At 59.0% G+C, this 14,373-nt stretch carries 16 protein-coding genes; 8 read left to right on the top strand and 8 right to left on the bottom strand.

Going from position 1 to position 14,373, the window contains the following annotated elements:
• Window positions 1–40: 40 nt before the first annotated feature.
• The 5 genes from CFII64_RS05605 (at window position 41) to CFII64_RS05585 (ending at window position 2,180) form a co-directional block, all read left to right on the top strand.
• Window positions 41–958, top strand: a complete 918-nt coding sequence (locus CFII64_RS05605) for a bestrophin family protein (RefSeq protein ID WP_020289803.1) — start codon at window positions 41–43, stop codon at window positions 956–958.
• 47 nt (window positions 959–1,005) lie between these two features.
• On the top strand, window positions 1,006–1,200 hold the full coding sequence (locus CFII64_RS05600) for a hypothetical protein (RefSeq protein WP_020289802.1): 195 nt from the start codon (window positions 1,006–1,008) through the stop codon (window positions 1,198–1,200).
• 103 nt (window positions 1,201–1,303) lie between these two features.
• On the top strand, window positions 1,304–1,543 hold the full coding sequence (locus CFII64_RS05595) for a hypothetical protein (RefSeq protein ID WP_020289801.1): 240 nt from the start codon (window positions 1,304–1,306) through the stop codon (window positions 1,541–1,543).
• Window positions 1,544–1,613: 70 nt separating this feature from the next.
• Window positions 1,614–1,808: a hypothetical protein gene (locus CFII64_RS05590; protein WP_020289800.1), complete on the top strand. Its 195-nt coding sequence runs from the start codon at window positions 1,614–1,616 to the stop codon at window positions 1,806–1,808.
• A gap of 120 nt (window positions 1,809–1,928) precedes the next feature.
• Window positions 1,929–2,180 carry a hypothetical protein gene (locus tag CFII64_RS05585; protein WP_020289799.1) on the top strand — a complete coding sequence of 84 codons (252 nt, stop codon included), beginning with the start codon at window positions 1,929–1,931 and terminating at the stop codon, window positions 2,178–2,180.
• A gap of 25 nt (window positions 2,181–2,205) precedes the next feature.
• Here CFII64_RS05585 and CFII64_RS05580 read toward each other — a convergent pair whose 3' ends face one another.
• From CFII64_RS05580 to CFII64_RS05570, 4 genes are all read right to left on the bottom strand, one after another.
• Window positions 2,206–3,678 (bottom strand): MFS transporter, encoded by a 1,473-nt coding sequence (locus CFII64_RS05580; RefSeq protein WP_020289798.1) that lies wholly within the window; start codon window positions 3,676–3,678, stop codon window positions 2,206–2,208.
• 79 nt (window positions 3,679–3,757) lie between these two features.
• On the bottom strand, window positions 3,758–4,933 hold the full coding sequence (locus CFII64_RS05575) for an Nramp family divalent metal transporter (RefSeq protein WP_020289797.1): 1,176 nt from the start codon (window positions 4,931–4,933) through the stop codon (window positions 3,758–3,760).
• Window positions 4,934–5,077 (bottom strand): manganese transport protein MntH, encoded by a 144-nt coding sequence (locus CFII64_RS30205; RefSeq protein WP_020289796.1) that lies wholly within the window; start codon window positions 5,075–5,077, stop codon window positions 4,934–4,936.
• A gap of 267 nt (window positions 5,078–5,344) precedes the next feature.
• A complete protein-coding gene (locus CFII64_RS05570) occupies window positions 5,345–6,280 on the bottom strand; it encodes an NADP-dependent oxidoreductase (protein WP_020289795.1) in 936 nt (311 codons plus the stop codon).
• Between the two features lie 271 nt (window positions 6,281–6,551).
• On the opposite strand from CFII64_RS05570, the gene CFII64_RS05565 reads away from it, so the two are divergent.
• Together CFII64_RS05565 and CFII64_RS29710 are read left to right on the top strand one after the other, a co-directional pair.
• A complete protein-coding gene (locus CFII64_RS05565; RefSeq protein ID WP_020289794.1) occupies window positions 6,552–7,991 on the top strand; it encodes an MFS transporter in 1,440 nt (479 codons plus the stop codon).
• A gap of 122 nt (window positions 7,992–8,113) precedes the next feature.
• Window positions 8,114–8,284, top strand: coding sequence for a hypothetical protein (locus tag CFII64_RS29710; protein WP_020289793.1), 171 nt, complete (start codon window positions 8,114–8,116; stop codon window positions 8,282–8,284).
• A gap of 74 nt (window positions 8,285–8,358) precedes the next feature.
• On the opposite strand, the gene CFII64_RS05560 is transcribed toward CFII64_RS29710, so the two are convergent.
• From CFII64_RS05560 to CFII64_RS05545, 4 genes are all read right to left on the bottom strand, one after another.
• Complete coding sequence (locus CFII64_RS05560) at window positions 8,359–8,583, bottom strand: DUF6555 family protein (protein WP_020289792.1); 225 nt, start codon at window positions 8,581–8,583, stop codon at window positions 8,359–8,361.
• A gap of 139 nt (window positions 8,584–8,722) precedes the next feature.
• Entirely contained in the window at window positions 8,723–10,273 is a 1,551-nt protein-coding gene (norR, locus tag CFII64_RS05555; protein WP_020289791.1) for a nitric oxide reductase transcriptional regulator NorR, read from the bottom strand.
• Window positions 10,274–10,621: 348 nt separating this feature from the next.
• Window positions 10,622–12,448 (bottom strand): glycoside hydrolase family 15 protein, encoded by a 1,827-nt coding sequence (locus tag CFII64_RS05550; protein ID WP_020289790.1) that lies wholly within the window; start codon window positions 12,446–12,448, stop codon window positions 10,622–10,624.
• A complete protein-coding gene (locus tag CFII64_RS05545) occupies window positions 12,441–13,241 on the bottom strand; it encodes a glucose 1-dehydrogenase (protein ID WP_020289789.1) in 801 nt (266 codons plus the stop codon). Before CFII64_RS05545 ends, CFII64_RS05550 begins: the two co-directional genes overlap by 8 nt.
• 192 nt (window positions 13,242–13,433) lie before the next feature.
• Here CFII64_RS05545 and CFII64_RS05540 point away from each other — a divergent pair, with 192 nt between their 5' ends.
• Window positions 13,434–14,372, top strand: coding sequence for a LysR family transcriptional regulator (locus CFII64_RS05540; RefSeq protein ID WP_020289788.1), 939 nt, complete (start codon window positions 13,434–13,436; stop codon window positions 14,370–14,372).
• The last annotated feature ends 1 nt before the right edge of the window (window position 14,373 follow it).

Genomic DNA, 14,373 nt, shown 5'->3' with positions numbered 1-14,373 from the left:
GCAGAATTGCCGGGATTGTTTTCCCAGACAGAGCTGCGCAATGATTACCCGCCCACAGAAACCGTCCCTTTGGGCGCTGTTATTTGCCATCCGCGGCACTATCGTGCCGGCGATCTGGCCCAAAGTTCTGTTCACGATGCTGATCAGTTCGGTGGTGGTCGCGACCCACGGCAAGCTGTTCGATTACAAAGTAGTGCTGACTGCAACGCCATTCACCCTGTGGGGCCTGACCCTGGCGATCTTTCTTGGCTTTCGCAATACCGTGGCGTACCAAAGGTTCTGGGAAGCGCGCACGTTGTGGTCCGAGCTGTCCATTGTGACCCGCAACCTGACCCGGCAAAACCTGAGCATGATGCCTAACCTGCCGTCCACCGAACGACGCGCCCTCCTCGATTCGCTGATTGCCTTCAGCTACTTGCTCAAGGACTGGCTGCGTGGCGAAAAGCCCGGTGAGGACAGCTGTCGGCTACTGGAGCCCGCGCTGCAACGCGCCACCTTCGACAAGGAAAACCCGCCGAGCGTGCTGCTGGGCCTGATCGGCCAACGGCTGATGGAACAAGCGCGGCAAAGCAGCATCGGTGACCCGTTGAAAGCCGACATGGATCAGCAACTGAACCGCTTGTCCTACGTGTTGGGCGGCTGCGAACGCATCAGCAATACGCCAATCCCCTACCCTTACATTCTGATGCTGCACCGCATCGTGCATGTCTATTGCTTCCTGCTGCCGTTTTGCCTGGTGGACAGCATCGGCTGGTTTACGCCGTTTGCGGTGCTGGTATTGGCTTATACTTTTTTCGGACTGGACGCGCTGGGCGACCAGATCGCCGACCCTTTCGACACCCAACCCAATGATCTGCCGTTGAACGCACTGTGCCGTGACATCGAAATCTCGGTGCTGGACATGCTCGACGAACCCGCCCCGCCGCGCCTGGAGCCTGTCAATGATGTGCAGCTGTAGCCGTTTCAGAGCCTTATCCGGAAAACCTTTCCTTGCCGAGCACACCTATGAACAGCTTTGAGCAATCGATCATCGAAGCCGCGCAGGACGCCACGCTTAACAATACCGACGCAGAGCGCGCCGAAGCCAAGGCAGCCGCCATTGCTGCGGTCGCCGAAATCATGGCGACGACTTCCGGGCTGCAACGCACCCTGGCCCTGGCAGCGCTGCTGGACTCGTACTCTGAACAGGAAGACGAGTGATCAGCTGATTTGCTGACCGCCCGCAGGAGACATGGGTTGCTGATTCAAGCACTATGTCGCCGGAATGCGATGCCATCGCCGCAACACTTTATCTGGACGCGACATGACCCCCAACGCTGAACATTACAACCCGGCCACCGAATACGCTGACAAACTGATCAGCCGCATCGGTCAGACGCCCTCCTGGATCGCCAAGCGCATTGGCGTCACCGAAAAACGCATGCGTTACATCCTGGAAGGCGAACGTACCGTCAAGGGCGAGACAACCCCGATCCAGATGACCTACACCGAGCAGTTCGCTCTGGAATGCCTGGCTGCCGAGGCCAAGGCGCGCAGCAAATAAAACCTGAAACCCTGCTGACCTCAATGGCCGAAACGATTCGGCTTTGAGTCGTAATTGCGAGCAATGATCCTTGAAAGACATTCAGAAAGACCTGCAAACAACCGCAAATGATCTGGAAAGTATTTCCCTGAACCTGGCCGGCCATGCGGTCTTTCTTCAGCATTCGATCCACGCCAGGGATGCTGCTGATGTGAGCCAGCAGGTCATCAAGCTGCAAGATACGGTCGATGATCTGAGAACCGTTGCGGATCGGATCAAGCCTTGATTCAGGCCCGCGTCAGTACCTTTGGTCCAGTTTAGTGATAAGCAACTGAACCAACGGCGATAACAGGCTTCCCACCTGCATAGCGTTGCAATCTGTACGCTATGCATTCAGGGTTACGCCATGTCTATCGAGAGCAATTCAGTCTTACTGCAGTCACTGATCGCTCAGCTGTCGATTGTTGATTACAGCTCGTCACTGGCCCTGCGCGGGGATGCAGAAGATAACCTTCTGGGGCTCAGAGACTTGTTTGAGCTGGACATGATCACCGGCAACTTCATCTATGGCGTTCTCAGTGATCCATTGGGTCTGCTCTTCCTCTCCGCCGATCACATTCTGCTGACCAAGCGCGGCGCCCTGTTCGCCCTGCACTAACCGCCCAACGTCAACCGCCCTGCGCTCAATCCTGAGCTTGCGACAGCGGCCTGGCCACCTGTTCCAGCGACTTGCGTTCGGCCGCTGCGCCCCAGATCCCCTGAACAACTGCAGCCACAATCATCAGCCCCGCCCCGATCAAATAACCGATCAGCACATTGCTGCGGTCATGGGTCTGGATCAGGTAACCGAACAGGCTGGGCCCGATAATTCCACCCAGCCCGGTGCCGAAGGCGTAGAACACGGCAATCGCCAAAGCACGAATCTCCAGGGGAAAGGTTTCGGCGACTGTCAGGTAGGCCGAACTGGCTGCGGCTGAAGCGAAGAAGAAGATCACCATCCAGGCAATCGCCTGCTGCGTCACATCCAGCACGCCTTGCTGAAACAAATACCCGCAGATGGCCAGCAGCACGCCGGAGATTCCGTAGGTCAGGCTGATCATCACCCGGCGGCCAATCACATCAAACAAGCGCCCCAGCAGCAACGGGCCGCAAAAATTGCCCAAGGCCAGCGGCAACACATACCAGCCGACCTGCTCAGCGGGAACCTGGTAAAAATCAGTCAGCACCAGCGCGTAAGTGAAGAAAATCGCGTTGTAGAAGAAGGCCTGGGCCGTCAGCAGCGTCATGCCGACCAACGCCCGCTGGCGAAATTTGACGAACAAGGTCTGGAATATTTCCCCCAGCGGTGTGTGATCCCTGGCGTGCAAACGCAACGGCTTGCTGGTGACGGCGGGCAATCGGCGACCCTGTTTGATCATGCCTGCTTCGATCTGCTCGACGATGCGTCGCGCTTCATCGGCCTGATTGTGGATCAACAACCAGCGCGGGCTTTCCGGCAGCCACAGGCGCATGAACAGGATGATCAGCCCGAGTGCCGCGCCAATGCCGAAGCACAGCCGCCAGCCTAGATCGCCGCCAACCCATTGCGGATCGAGCAAGACAATCGAGCCAGCCGCGCCCAATGCCGCGCCCAACCAGAAGGTGCCATTGATGGTCAGGTCCACCCAGCCACGGTAGCGCGCCGGGGTGAATTCCTGAATGGTCGAGTTGATCGCCGTGTACTCACCGCCGATGCCCATCCCGGTGAGAAAGCGAAACAGCAGAAAACTCGCGACATTCCAGGAAAATGCGGTGGCCGCCGTGGCGCCGACGTAGAGTATCAAGGTGACGAAGAACAACTTGCGACGCCCGAGGCGATCGGTCAGCCAGCCAAAAAACAAGGCACCCAGCACAGCGCCGGCGATATAAACCCCGCCCGCCAGGCCGATTTCGCTGTTGGACATCTGCAACAGTTCGCTGGACTTGAGCGCGCCCGAAACCGAACCGGCCAGCGTCACTTCCAGGCCGTCCAGCAGCCAGGTAATACCCAGCGCAAAGACCAGCAACGTGTGGAAACGACCCCAGGGAAGACGATCAAGACGCGCGGGCAGATCGGTCTCGAAAACCTTGCCCCTTTGCCGTTCAGCGCCGGGAATACTTGCACTTTCGACTTTCAAAAAACTCGCTCCTGCTCGCAGACGCCTGATTGGCTGACAGGGTTGTGAGTCAAAGGCGCCCGGGGAGTTCAGGTCGAAATCAGCTGATCCAGAACCACAGCAGCGTCAGGTTCGCCGCCGAGATCAGGCCGAACAGGCTCCAGGCGGCAGTCTGCACCAACCGGCTGTTGACGAACGGCCCCATCAAATGCCGGTCGCTGGTGAAGCGAATCAACGGCCAGAGGGCGAATGGCAGTTGCAGGCTGAGCACCACCTGACTGAGCACCAGCATCTTGCCCACCGAGCTATCACCGAGCCACATCACGCCGATCAGGGCCGGAATCAACGCCAGGACGCGGGTGATCAAGCGCCGCTGCCAGCAGGGAATCTTCGCCTGCAAGAAACCTTCAAGGACCACCTGGCCGGCAATGGTGCCGGTAAACGTCGAGCTTTGCCCAGCCGCCAGCAAGGCAATGCCAAACAGTACGCTGGCCACGGCACCGCCCACCAAGGGATCAAGCAAGTGATAAGCGTCCTGAATTTCCACCACCTCGGTATGCCCGCTCTGATGAAATGCAGCCGCCGCCAGAATCAGGATCGCAGCGTTGATCAGCAAGGCCAGGCTCAAGGATGCAATGGTGTCGAAGCGGGCGAATTTGATTGCGCTGGCCTTGCTGGCGTTATCGCTGCCGTTGACACGGGTCTGCACCACTGACGAATGCAGGTAGAGGTTGTGCGGCATGACGGTCGCGCCGAGGATACCGATGGCGATGTACAGCGGCTCTTGGCCACTGAGCACATCCCAACTGGGTTTCAGCCCGGCAAAGACGTCCGGCCAGAATGGCTTGATGAGGATCAGCTCAACCGTAAAACAGGCGCCGATGGTCGCGATCAATCCCAGGACGATGGCCTCCAGACGTCGGAAGTTGGCGCCTTGCAAGGCTAGCACGATCAGCGTATCGAAGGCGGTCAGCGCCACGCCGACAGTGATCGACACGCCGAGTAACAGATGAAAGGCCAACGCCGCGCCCAATACCTCGGCAAGGTCGGTGGCGACAATCGACAGCTCCGCCAATAACCACTGACCTTTCGCGACGCGCGGGCTGTAACGCGCCGCGGACAACTGCGCAAGGTCGCGCCCGGTGGCGATGCCCAGCCGCGAGCACAAGTTCTGCAACACCATGCCCGACAGACTCGCCAGCACCACCACAAACAGCAGCGAATAACCGAAGCGCGAGCCAGCCTCGATGGCGGTCGCCCAGTTGCCGGGGTCCATTTAGCCGATGGAAACCAACAGGCCGGGGCCGACAAACAGCAGCATCTTGCGCGCCAGAGAGGCATTGGCGGGGATGGCGACGCTGTCGGTGACCGCAGACGGACAAAACGGTGCAGTGGCGGTGGTGGGCAGTTTGAACTTCACGGGGACCAGACGGGCAGCGGAACGGGGTGTCGATGTTAAAGTTTTGCGACATATCTTGATACGCAAAATATCGCTGCCTTCGTCGTGAAGAGACCGTCTTGATCCCCATCAGACCCCCCCTTTGAAGTTGACTACATCCCGTAGGACCGGCTTTAGCCGGGAGGGCGGAGGGTCTGACCATGCAACTGCAGCGAATCTACCTGCTTCCTCCCGGCTAAAGCCGATCCTACGGATTGCTTTGTGCTCCACAGGCAGCGCAGTCAACCCTCACCCATCGACAGTCAGAACCACCTTGCCCTCAATGTGGGATTTTTCCAGGTAATCCTGAGCCGCCGCTGCGCTTTTCAGCGGGAAAGTGACGTTGACCTTCACGCTGACCAGCTCGCCCTTTATCAACTGCGCGATATCTGCGAGCTGCCTACCGCTGGGCTCTACCAGAAAAAAGCAGCTGTTCTTGCCATACGCGTCAGGTCGATTTCGAACCGGCTCGTTCAAGGTAGAAACCAGAATGCCGCCAGGTCGCAATACCGCCCAGGACCGCTGCTGCATTTCGCCGGACACCAGGTTGACCACCAGATCCATATCCGCGCACACATCCTCGAAACGTTCTTTGGTGTAATCGATGACCCGGTCCGCGCCCAGTGTACTGATCAACTGCGCGCTTTTTCCCGAACCGGTGGCGTAGACCATCGCGCCCTTGGCCGCTGCGAGTTGCACGGCAAAGTGCCCGACGCCTCCGCTGGCGCCCTGGATCAACACCCGCTGCCCCGCCTCAAGATGGCCGTGATCGAATAACGCCTGCCACGCGGTCTGCGCCGCCAAAGGCACGGCCGCAGCATGAATGAAATCAAAATTTTCCGGAATCTTTGCCAAATGCTCGACCTTGATCACGGCGTACTCCGCATAGCTGGCATCACCGCCGACCATCCCGAAAACCCGATCGCCTTTGGCAAAACTTCCCACACCACTGCCCACCTGCTCCACAACGCCGGAGAAATCCCGACCCAGGGTGATGGGCAACTTCTCTTCGCCGACCGGCGGAAATTCGCCTTGTCGAATCTTGTAGTCCACCGGGTTCACGCTCGCAGCGGCAATTTTTACCAATACTTCGCCCACTTGCGGATGAGGGATTTCAATAAATTCGAGTCGCAGCACACTCGAATCACCAAACTGGTGAATCCTTATCGCTTTCATAGTCGCCATAGAAGCTGCTTCCTCACAGGTGGTAGGTAATGGGCTGACTACAGGTTTAACGCCGAGGTTCAGCTTAGTTGCCCAGCATCCGGCCAACGGAGCCCCAAAATCGGTATAGCAGCGGAGCTCAACTCCGAGCGACCGTTCGGCATAAAAACCTTAAATTCCCGACTTTTTCGCAATTAACAGCCAAGATTCGCTATAACCAACCGATCTAAACAATCATTTCAAAATGTAAAAGCTCTATCATGTGGGATCCCGCAATTCCGGAATCTGACCCATGACCTCTTTATCACCGGCGGACAGCGTGACGCCGCAAATCCAATCCGATGGGGTTGATCCTGTTCGTGCAGCGTCCATCAGCGCGCGCATTGATCGCTTGCCAGCCGTCGCGACGATCTGGCGTCTGATCGCGCTGTTGTCCATCGGCGGCTTTTTCGAGCTTTACGATTTATTCCAGACCGCCTACATCAGTCCGGGTCTGCTGCGTGACGGTATCTTTGCCAACGGTGCACAAGGCGTATTCGGCTTTTCCGATCAGGCCGCCTTTGCCTCGGCGACCTTTCTCGGGTTGTTTCTCGGTGCCAGCCTGCTTAGCCCGATTGCCGACCGTTTCGGACGCCGGGCCATCTTTACCTTCGCGCTGATCTGGTACACCGTCGCCACCGTGCTCATGGGCGTACAGAGTTCCGCGCTGGGCATCATTTGCATGCGCTTTCTGGTGGGTATCGGTTTGGGTATCGAGTTGGTGACCATTGACGCTTACCTGTCGGAGCTGGTGCCCAAGCGCATCCGCAGTTCGGCATTTGCCTTCGCGTTTTTTATCCAGTTCCTTTCGGTGCCGGCCCTTGCCCTGATGTCCTGGTGGCTGGTGCCGCAAGCACCGTTCGGGATTTCCGGCTGGCGCTGGGTGGTGCTGGCCAGCGCTGTTTTCGCGCTGTTCATCTGGTGGTTGCGCTCGCGCCTTCCCGAGTCACCGCGCTGGCTCGCCCAGCATGGGCGCTTCGACGAAGCCGAACGCATCATGGATGACATTGAAGCCAAGTGTCTGCGTGAACACGGCAAACCGCTGGACGTGCCCGAGCCGGAAGTGGTTGCTGTCGAAGGTCGTGGGCGTTTCGCCGATATCTGGAAGCCTCCTTATCGTCGTCGGGCATTGATGCTGATCGTGTTCCATATTTTCCAGGCCATCGGCTTCTTCGGCTTTGGCAACTGGCTGCCAGCATTGCTTACCGGCCAGGGCGTCAGCCTCACCCACAGCCTGGGTTATGCCTTCGTGATCACCCTCGCCTATCCGCTGGGTCCGCTGCTGTTCGTGAAGTTTGCCAATCGTTATGAGAACAAATGGCAGATCGTCGGCTCGGCGTTGGGCTCGATGATCTTCGGCACCCTGTTTGCGTTTCAGACTTCAGCAGTAGGCCTGGTGTTTTGCGGCGTGATGATCACCTTCTGCAATGCCTGGCTGAGCTTCAGTTATCACTCGTATCAGGGTGAATTGTTCCCGACCAACATTCGCGCCCGTGCAGTGGGTTTCTGTTACTCGTTCAGTCGCTTATCAACCGTGTTCAGCAGTTTGTTGATCGGCTTCTTTCTGGAGCATTTCGGCACACCGGGGGTGTTGGCGTTTATCGTCAGCAGCATGTTGATCGTGATCATCACCATCAGCACCTTCGGCCCGCGCACCCGCAACCTGGCACTGGAAAATATCGCTCACCGCTGATGCGTGACGAGGGTTACCGGCGGGTGGTGCAAGCTGCCGGTAATCAACTGAAGTGAACCGGTTGAATGCCTGACCATCCAAACCGATACCCGATCCTGACCAATCCACAGATGAGGTGCACCATGGCCGGTTCCCGCCCGGAAAATCCAGATGTCGATCCCGATGAAGTGACCTTTCCCGAAACCGTTCCAGACCCGATCAGCGAAGAGGACGACCCGGAAGCCGGGTTTGAGCCGGGAACGGAACTGGTGCCGGAAAAAGGCGATTTTCATGCCGGGCGGGACAAGCATTAGAAAGCGCAGATCCCTGCCCCTGACAGCCTAATGGTCGCCGGCCACACCCATCGAAGGGCGGCCGGCACCGGGCATCAACTTTGTGCCCACTCGACGTCGGTAACACCGAAGTGTTCGGCGTAAGGCTTGGACACGCGGGCGACCTTTTCCAGACGATATTTAGGGATGCGGGCAATGCCGGCATCGACGCTTGCGTGATGCCAGGCTTCGGCATTGTCCATGCGTTCAGCGCTGATATAGAACGATTTGAAGGCGCCGTTGAACAGGTAATCAATTCGGTAATGTTTGTACTGGGACATCCAGGCAGTGCCTCATACTGTTTGTTTAGAGCAGTAGATGACCTTTGGCCCGAGGGAAAAATTCAGTCTTTTTTGACCAAATGATCAATCAGTACACAGCGCGGTTCTCCACGATACCTGTCAACGGTGCTGGCGCGCCCTAGCGGATTCCCAGGCGCCTGGCCAGGCGGCTGAGGTTGGCGCGGTCGAGGCCCATCTCACGGGCGACATCGACCCATTTACCCTGATGGCGGGCCAAAGCCTCCTCGATCACCCGGCATTGGAACGCGTCGACTGAATCCTTGAGCGTGCCGCCGGCCACGACGGTTGCGGGGACTGCCGGGGCCGAGGAATGGCTGACGGCGACTTCATCATTCAGGCCCAGCGCGGCAGCCTCAATGGTCAGAATGCGCGGACGCTCCTTGTGGGCCGAAAGGGATTTGAGCACTGCGCGGCTGATCAAGTGTTCGAGCTCGCGCACATTGCCCGGCCAGGTGTAGCTGACCAGCAATTTCTGCGCGTCGACATTCAAGCGCAGGCTACGCAGCCCCATGCGGGCGCGGTTCTCTTCAAGGAAGAAGCCCGCGAGCAGCAGGACGTCGCGGCCCCGCTCGCGCAATGGCGGCACCAACAGCGGGTAAACACTCAATCGATGATACAGATCCGCCCGGAAGCGGCCGCTGCGCACTTCCTCGGCCAGATCCCGGTTGGTAGCGGCGATGATTCGCACATCCACATGGTGTTCCTGATCTGAACCGACCCGCTGCAACTGGCCGCTTTGCAATACCCGCAACAGCTTGGATTGAACGGGAAGCGGCAACTCGCCAACTTCATCGAGAAAAATGGTGCCGCCATCGGCCAGTTCGAATTTGCCGCTGCGGCCGTTCACGGCACCGGAAAATGCGCCTTTGACATGGCCGAACAGCTCGCTCTCCACCAGCATTTCCGGCAGCGCGGCGCAGTTAAGGCTGATCAGCGGCTTCTGGGCGCGTGGCGAACTCATATGAATGGCCTCGGCCACCAGTTCCTTGCCGACCCCGGTTTCGCCGGTGATCAACACCGACAAGGCGCTGTTGCCGACCAGCTGGATCTCCTGCTGCATCCGCTTGTGTACGGCGCTCTGCCCGATCAATTCCCGAGGACTTCGACCGCCAGCCGCACGTTTATAGACTTCAGCCAGTTGGCGTTGATCTTCAAAGCCGCGCGCCAGCTGTTTGATCCGCTCACTGGCCATGACGGTCGCGGCGGCCAGGCTGGCGAACGCTTGCAGATTGTCCAGATCGACACTGCCAAAGCGCGAGGGGTCCAGGGAATCCAGGGTAATCAGGCCCCAGGGCTTGTCCTGGAAATACAGTGGACAACCCAGGCAGTCATGCACTTCGAGATGGCCCGGATGTCCTTCTACAAGTCCGTCGTAGGGGTCCGGCAATTCACAGTCGGTGGAAAAGCGCGTAGGGCCGGGGCTTTCCAGCAACACCTTGAGACGCGGGTGTTCCGCCACTTTGAAGCGCCGCCCCAGGGTGTCCGCGCTCAAGCCCTGCACCGCCAGGGGAATCAGCACATCGTCCTCAAGCCTGAGCAACGCCACGGCGTCGCACGGCAACAACTGCCGCAGCGCCTGCAGCAAACGCCGATAGCGTTCATCATCAGGCAATTCCCGACTCAGGTCAGCGACCAGAGGCACCAATGCCGCTAACAAGGGGTTTGTCATTGCGCTTCCGTTGACTGATTAATGACCGAGAATGCGGTCATTATGACTGCGTAGCCAAGTGAATGTCGAAACGCAACTCGTTGGAGCGCGGCTTGCCCGCGAATCAGTCGCCGCGGTGAGCCAGGTGCATCGCGTTATCGTTCTTCCCGGACAAGTCCGGTCCTACCTGATTCGCGCAAAAACCGGTAGGAGGGGACTTGTCCCCGAAGAGGCCGACCCTGCCAGCGCAGATCCACCTGCCCCACCTCGATTGCCCGCACTGACATCTTCCCGGACAAGTCCGGTCCTACCGGGCCGATAGAAAACGATAGGATGGGCTTCGCTGGCAAGCCTCCAACCAATCCCACTTTACGGCTGCCACATCGTCTTCTCGCCATTGAGCTTGCGATCCAGGAAGCTTGCCGCGCTGATCAACGCCAGATGGCTCAGCGCCTGGGGCGTGTTGCCCAGATGATGGCCGTGAACATCGAACTCTTCGGCATACAGCCCCAATGGATTGGCGTAGCGCAGCAACTGTTCGAACTCCAGATGCGCCTGCTCGACGCGCCCTGCCCGGGCCAGGCACTCGACGTACCAGAATGAACAGGCGGTGAATGCGCCCTCTTCCCCGGCGAGGCCGTCGTCATGGTCGTCGTCGTTGCGGTAGCGATAAACCAGGCCATCGCGCACCAAAGTGCCTTCGATGGCGTCCAGGGTGGCGATCCAGCGCGGATCGCTGGCGCCGACAAAGCGCACCAGCGGCATCAGCAACATCGAGGCATCCAGGTTACGGCTGCCCTTGTATTGCACGAAGTGGCCGAGATCGGCATTCCAGAAGTTTTTCCAGATATCGTCGTGAATCGCCTGTCGCTCCTTGTCCCAGCGATCAAAGGGCGCGGGTAGCGAACGCTTGAAAGCCAGACGCAGCGCGCGATCCAGCGCCACCCAACACATCAGGCGCGAATGCAGGAAGTGCTGATCCTGACCGCGCATTTCCCAGATGCCGACGTCTTTACTGCGCCAGTTATCGCAAACGTAATCCACCAGCCGTGTCGCGTGCTGCCAACCTTCGTAGGAAATCGCTTCGCCATATTTGTTGGCCAGATACACGGCGTCCATCAGTTCGCCATAAATATCCAGCTGAGTCTGCTGGTAAGCCTCGTTGCCGATCCGCACTGGAGTCGCGCCGCCGTAACCGGAAAGATGCGGCAGGGTTTCCTCGGGCAGCTCTTCGCGGCCATCAAGTGCGTAGAGGATGCCAAGGGTGCTGGAATCATCACAGCAATCGCCCATTCTGCCGCGAACCCAGCCCATGAATGCATTGGCTTCATCGGAATAGCCCAGGCGCATGAACGCATAGACCGTGAACGATGCGTCACGAATCCAGGTGTAGCGATAGTCCCAATTGCGCTCGCCGCCGAGGGTTTCCGGCAGGCCAAAGGTCGCGGCAGCCACAATGCCGCCGTGCTTGCGGGACGTCAGCAGTTTGAGGGCCAGCGCTGAACGGTTGACCATTTCCTGCCAGCGGCCACGGTACTCGGACTGTTTGCTCCAGCGCCGCCAGAACGCCAGGGTCTCGTCTACATAGCGCGGACATTGCCCGGCGCTGACCTGCTCGTCGTCGATCCCGCCGAGCACGAACTCGAAAATCTCGCCTTGCTGCATGGCGAACTCAGCGACGGCAGTCTGCTCATCAACGTGCAGCGGCGCGGTGGACGAAAGCCGCATGCCTGGCTGCCCCTGGGCCTCGAAGCACACGTCTTCGCCATCCATGCGCACGCTCATTTCCGCGCGACTGTAATCCAGCCGCACCCGACAGCGCATGCGCATGGTCGCCGTGCCGTAACGCACCTCGATGCGCCGCACCACGCGAGGCAAGTCATCCTCGTGGCGCCCGATGGGCATCAAATCCGTCACCTCGACGACCGCATCCGTGGCGATCCAGCGAGTCTGCAGGACATTGGTGTCCGGCAGGTAAATCTGCTGGCGACGCGCGTCAGGCAGATCCGGGGCCAGCTGAAAAATGCCGGCATCGTTGCTGTCCAGCAGTGCGGTGAACACCGACGGGCTATCAAAATCCGGCCAACAGAGAAAGTCGATGCTGCCCGTGTCGGCGACCAGCGCAGCGCTGCGCATATCGCCAATGATGCCGTGGTTCTCAATAGGGTTTTGTGCTTCTTCCAGAAACTCAGCCATTGTCGCGAAACTCCGGGTAGAGGCTCATGCCGCCGTCGATGAACAAGGTCGTGCCATGCACGTAATCGGACAGATCGGAGGCGAGCCAGACCACTGCATTGGCCACGTCTTCTGCTTCACCGACGCGGCCGTAAGGAATCAGCTTCAACAGTTTGGCTTCGGCATCGCCCTTCATTGCGTCCTGATTGATCGGCGTGCGAATCGCGCCCGGTGCAATGCTGTTGACGCGAATTTTCTTCTCGCCGACTTCCTGGGCAATGGTGCGCATCAGCAGATCGATTCCGCCTTTGGACGCCGCATAGTTGGCGTGACCGGCCCAGGGAATCAGTTGATGCACGGAACTCATGTGAATGATCTTGCCCATGGCTCTGGAAACGTCTGGATGCATGCCTTGGGCGACGAACTGGCGCAAGGCACTGCGCGCGCAGAGGAACTGGCCGGTCAGGTTGACGTCGATCACCTTGTTCCAGTCGGCCAGGCTCATGTCGAAGATCGACGCGTCTTTTTGCAGGCCGGAATTGGCCACCAGAATATCCAGACGACCGAAGTGCTCCAGGGTTTGCGCGAACAGACGCTCGACCTGATCTTCCTGCGAAACGTCAGCACCGATGGCTACCGCCTGGCCGCCTTCGGCAATGATGTCCGCCGCGAGCTTTTCCGCCGGTTCAGGCTGGGAATTGTAGTTGATCACTACGGCGGCGCCCGCCGCTGCCAGGGCCTTGGCCGCTCCCGCGCCCAGGCCCGAGCTACCGCCAGTAACCAATGCAACCTGCTTGTCCAATGAAATTCGCATCAAGTCAAAGCCTCATGTTAAGCATGTAGAGCTGACCGGCGAGCCGAACGGGAAGTTCATTGGGAAGCAGCTGCAAGCTACAAGCTTTAAGCCGCAAGCGGATTGGGGACTGGTCGTGCCGCTTGTCGCTTGGGGCTCGCAACTGTTAGCTTCCCCCGCACAAGGCCATCACCCCCGCGGACTGCTACCAACATGAACCGAAATCAACTGCGCAAGGCCGACATCAACCTGATGGTGGTGTTCGAGACGTTGATGCAAGAGCGTAACGTGACCCGTGCCGCCGAAAAGCTGTTTCTCGGCCAGCCGACCATCAGCGCAGCGCTCAATCGACTGCGCGCCTTGTTCAACGATCCGTTGTTCATTCGGGTCGGGCATCGCATGGAGCCGACCGCTCGCGCCCAGGAAATCATTCTGCATCTGTCACCGGCGCTGGACGCCATGTCCACGGCCCTGAGCCTGAGCCACGACTTCGATCCGGCCAGCAGCAACATGACGTTTCGTATCGGCATGTCCGACGACGTCGAATTCGGTCTGCTCCCGGCCATGCTGCGCGCCATTCGCCAGGAAGCACCGGGCGTGGTGATCGTGGTCAAGCACGTGGATTACTGGAATATTTCCGAACTGCTGATTTCCGGGGAAATCACGGTGGGTGTCTGCCTGACGAGAGAGCTGCCGGCCAATGCCAAGCGCAAGTTGCTGCGCACTATTCAGCCCCGAGTGATACGCGCCGACAAGTCGTCCACGCCAATGACCCTGGATGAATACTGCTCACGACCGCATGTGGTGGTGTCCCACGTGGCCAACATCAGCAGCTTCGCCGATGAGTGGCTGAGCGCGCTGGGTCGCAAGCGACATGTGGTGTTGTCGATTCCGCAATACAGCACGTTGCCTGCCTTGATGGCCGGAACTGACCTGCTGTCGAATATGCCTTGCTACACGGCAAGCGCGATGAGTGCATTGGGATTGGTAAAAGATGAACCGCTGCCATTCATTACTCCGACCCTGGATCTGTCCATGGTCTGGCTCAGCGTAATGGACACCGATCCGGCCGAGCGCTGGCTGCGTCGGCGGCTGGAAGACTTCATGGGCGAGCCTGAGTCAGCGCCCGCCCATTCCGTTAATCAGGCTTGAA

Source organism: Pseudomonas sp. CFII64 (assembly GCF_000416235.1).
Lineage (GTDB): Bacteria > Pseudomonadota > Gammaproteobacteria > Pseudomonadales > Pseudomonadaceae > Aquipseudomonas.
Note: the sequence above shows the minus strand (reverse complement) of the source record. Positions and strands in the feature narration are given on the sequence as shown.

What these genes read in the sequence shown, in the direction of transcription:
- CFII64_RS05575 (WP_020289797.1), bottom strand. Translation starts at nt 4,933, where the DNA reads ATGGACCCCGGCAACTGGGCGACCGCCATCGAGGCTGGCTCGCGCTTC.
- CFII64_RS05545 (WP_020289789.1), bottom strand. Translation starts at nt 13,241, where the DNA reads ATGCGAATTTCATTGGACAAGCAGGTTGCATTGGTTACTGGCGGTAGC.
- CFII64_RS05570 (WP_020289795.1), bottom strand. Translation starts at nt 6,280, where the DNA reads ATGGCGACTATGAAAGCGATAAGGATTCACCAGTTTGGTGATTCGAGT.
- CFII64_RS05600 (WP_020289802.1), top strand. Translation starts at nt 1,006, where the DNA reads ATGAACAGCTTTGAGCAATCGATCATCGAAGCCGCGCAGGACGCCACG.
- CFII64_RS05595 (WP_020289801.1), top strand. Translation starts at nt 1,304, where the DNA reads ATGACCCCCAACGCTGAACATTACAACCCGGCCACCGAATACGCTGAC.
- CFII64_RS05585 (WP_020289799.1), top strand. Translation starts at nt 1,929, where the DNA reads ATGTCTATCGAGAGCAATTCAGTCTTACTGCAGTCACTGATCGCTCAG.
- CFII64_RS05560 (WP_020289792.1), bottom strand. Translation starts at nt 8,583, where the DNA reads ATGTCCCAGTACAAACATTACCGAATTGATTACCTGTTCAACGGCGCC.
- CFII64_RS05550 (WP_020289790.1), bottom strand. Translation starts at nt 12,448, where the DNA reads ATGGCTGAGTTTCTGGAAGAAGCACAAAACCCTATTGAGAACCACGGC.
- CFII64_RS05540 (WP_020289788.1), top strand. Translation starts at nt 13,434, where the DNA reads ATGAACCGAAATCAACTGCGCAAGGCCGACATCAACCTGATGGTGGTG.
- CFII64_RS29710 (WP_020289793.1), top strand. Translation starts at nt 8,114, where the DNA reads ATGGCCGGTTCCCGCCCGGAAAATCCAGATGTCGATCCCGATGAAGTG.
- CFII64_RS05565 (WP_020289794.1), top strand. Translation starts at nt 6,552, where the DNA reads ATGACCTCTTTATCACCGGCGGACAGCGTGACGCCGCAAATCCAATCC.
- CFII64_RS05605 (WP_020289803.1), top strand. Translation starts at nt 41, where the DNA reads ATGATTACCCGCCCACAGAAACCGTCCCTTTGGGCGCTGTTATTTGCC.
- norR (WP_020289791.1), bottom strand. Translation starts at nt 10,273, where the DNA reads ATGACAAACCCCTTGTTAGCGGCATTGGTGCCTCTGGTCGCTGACCTG.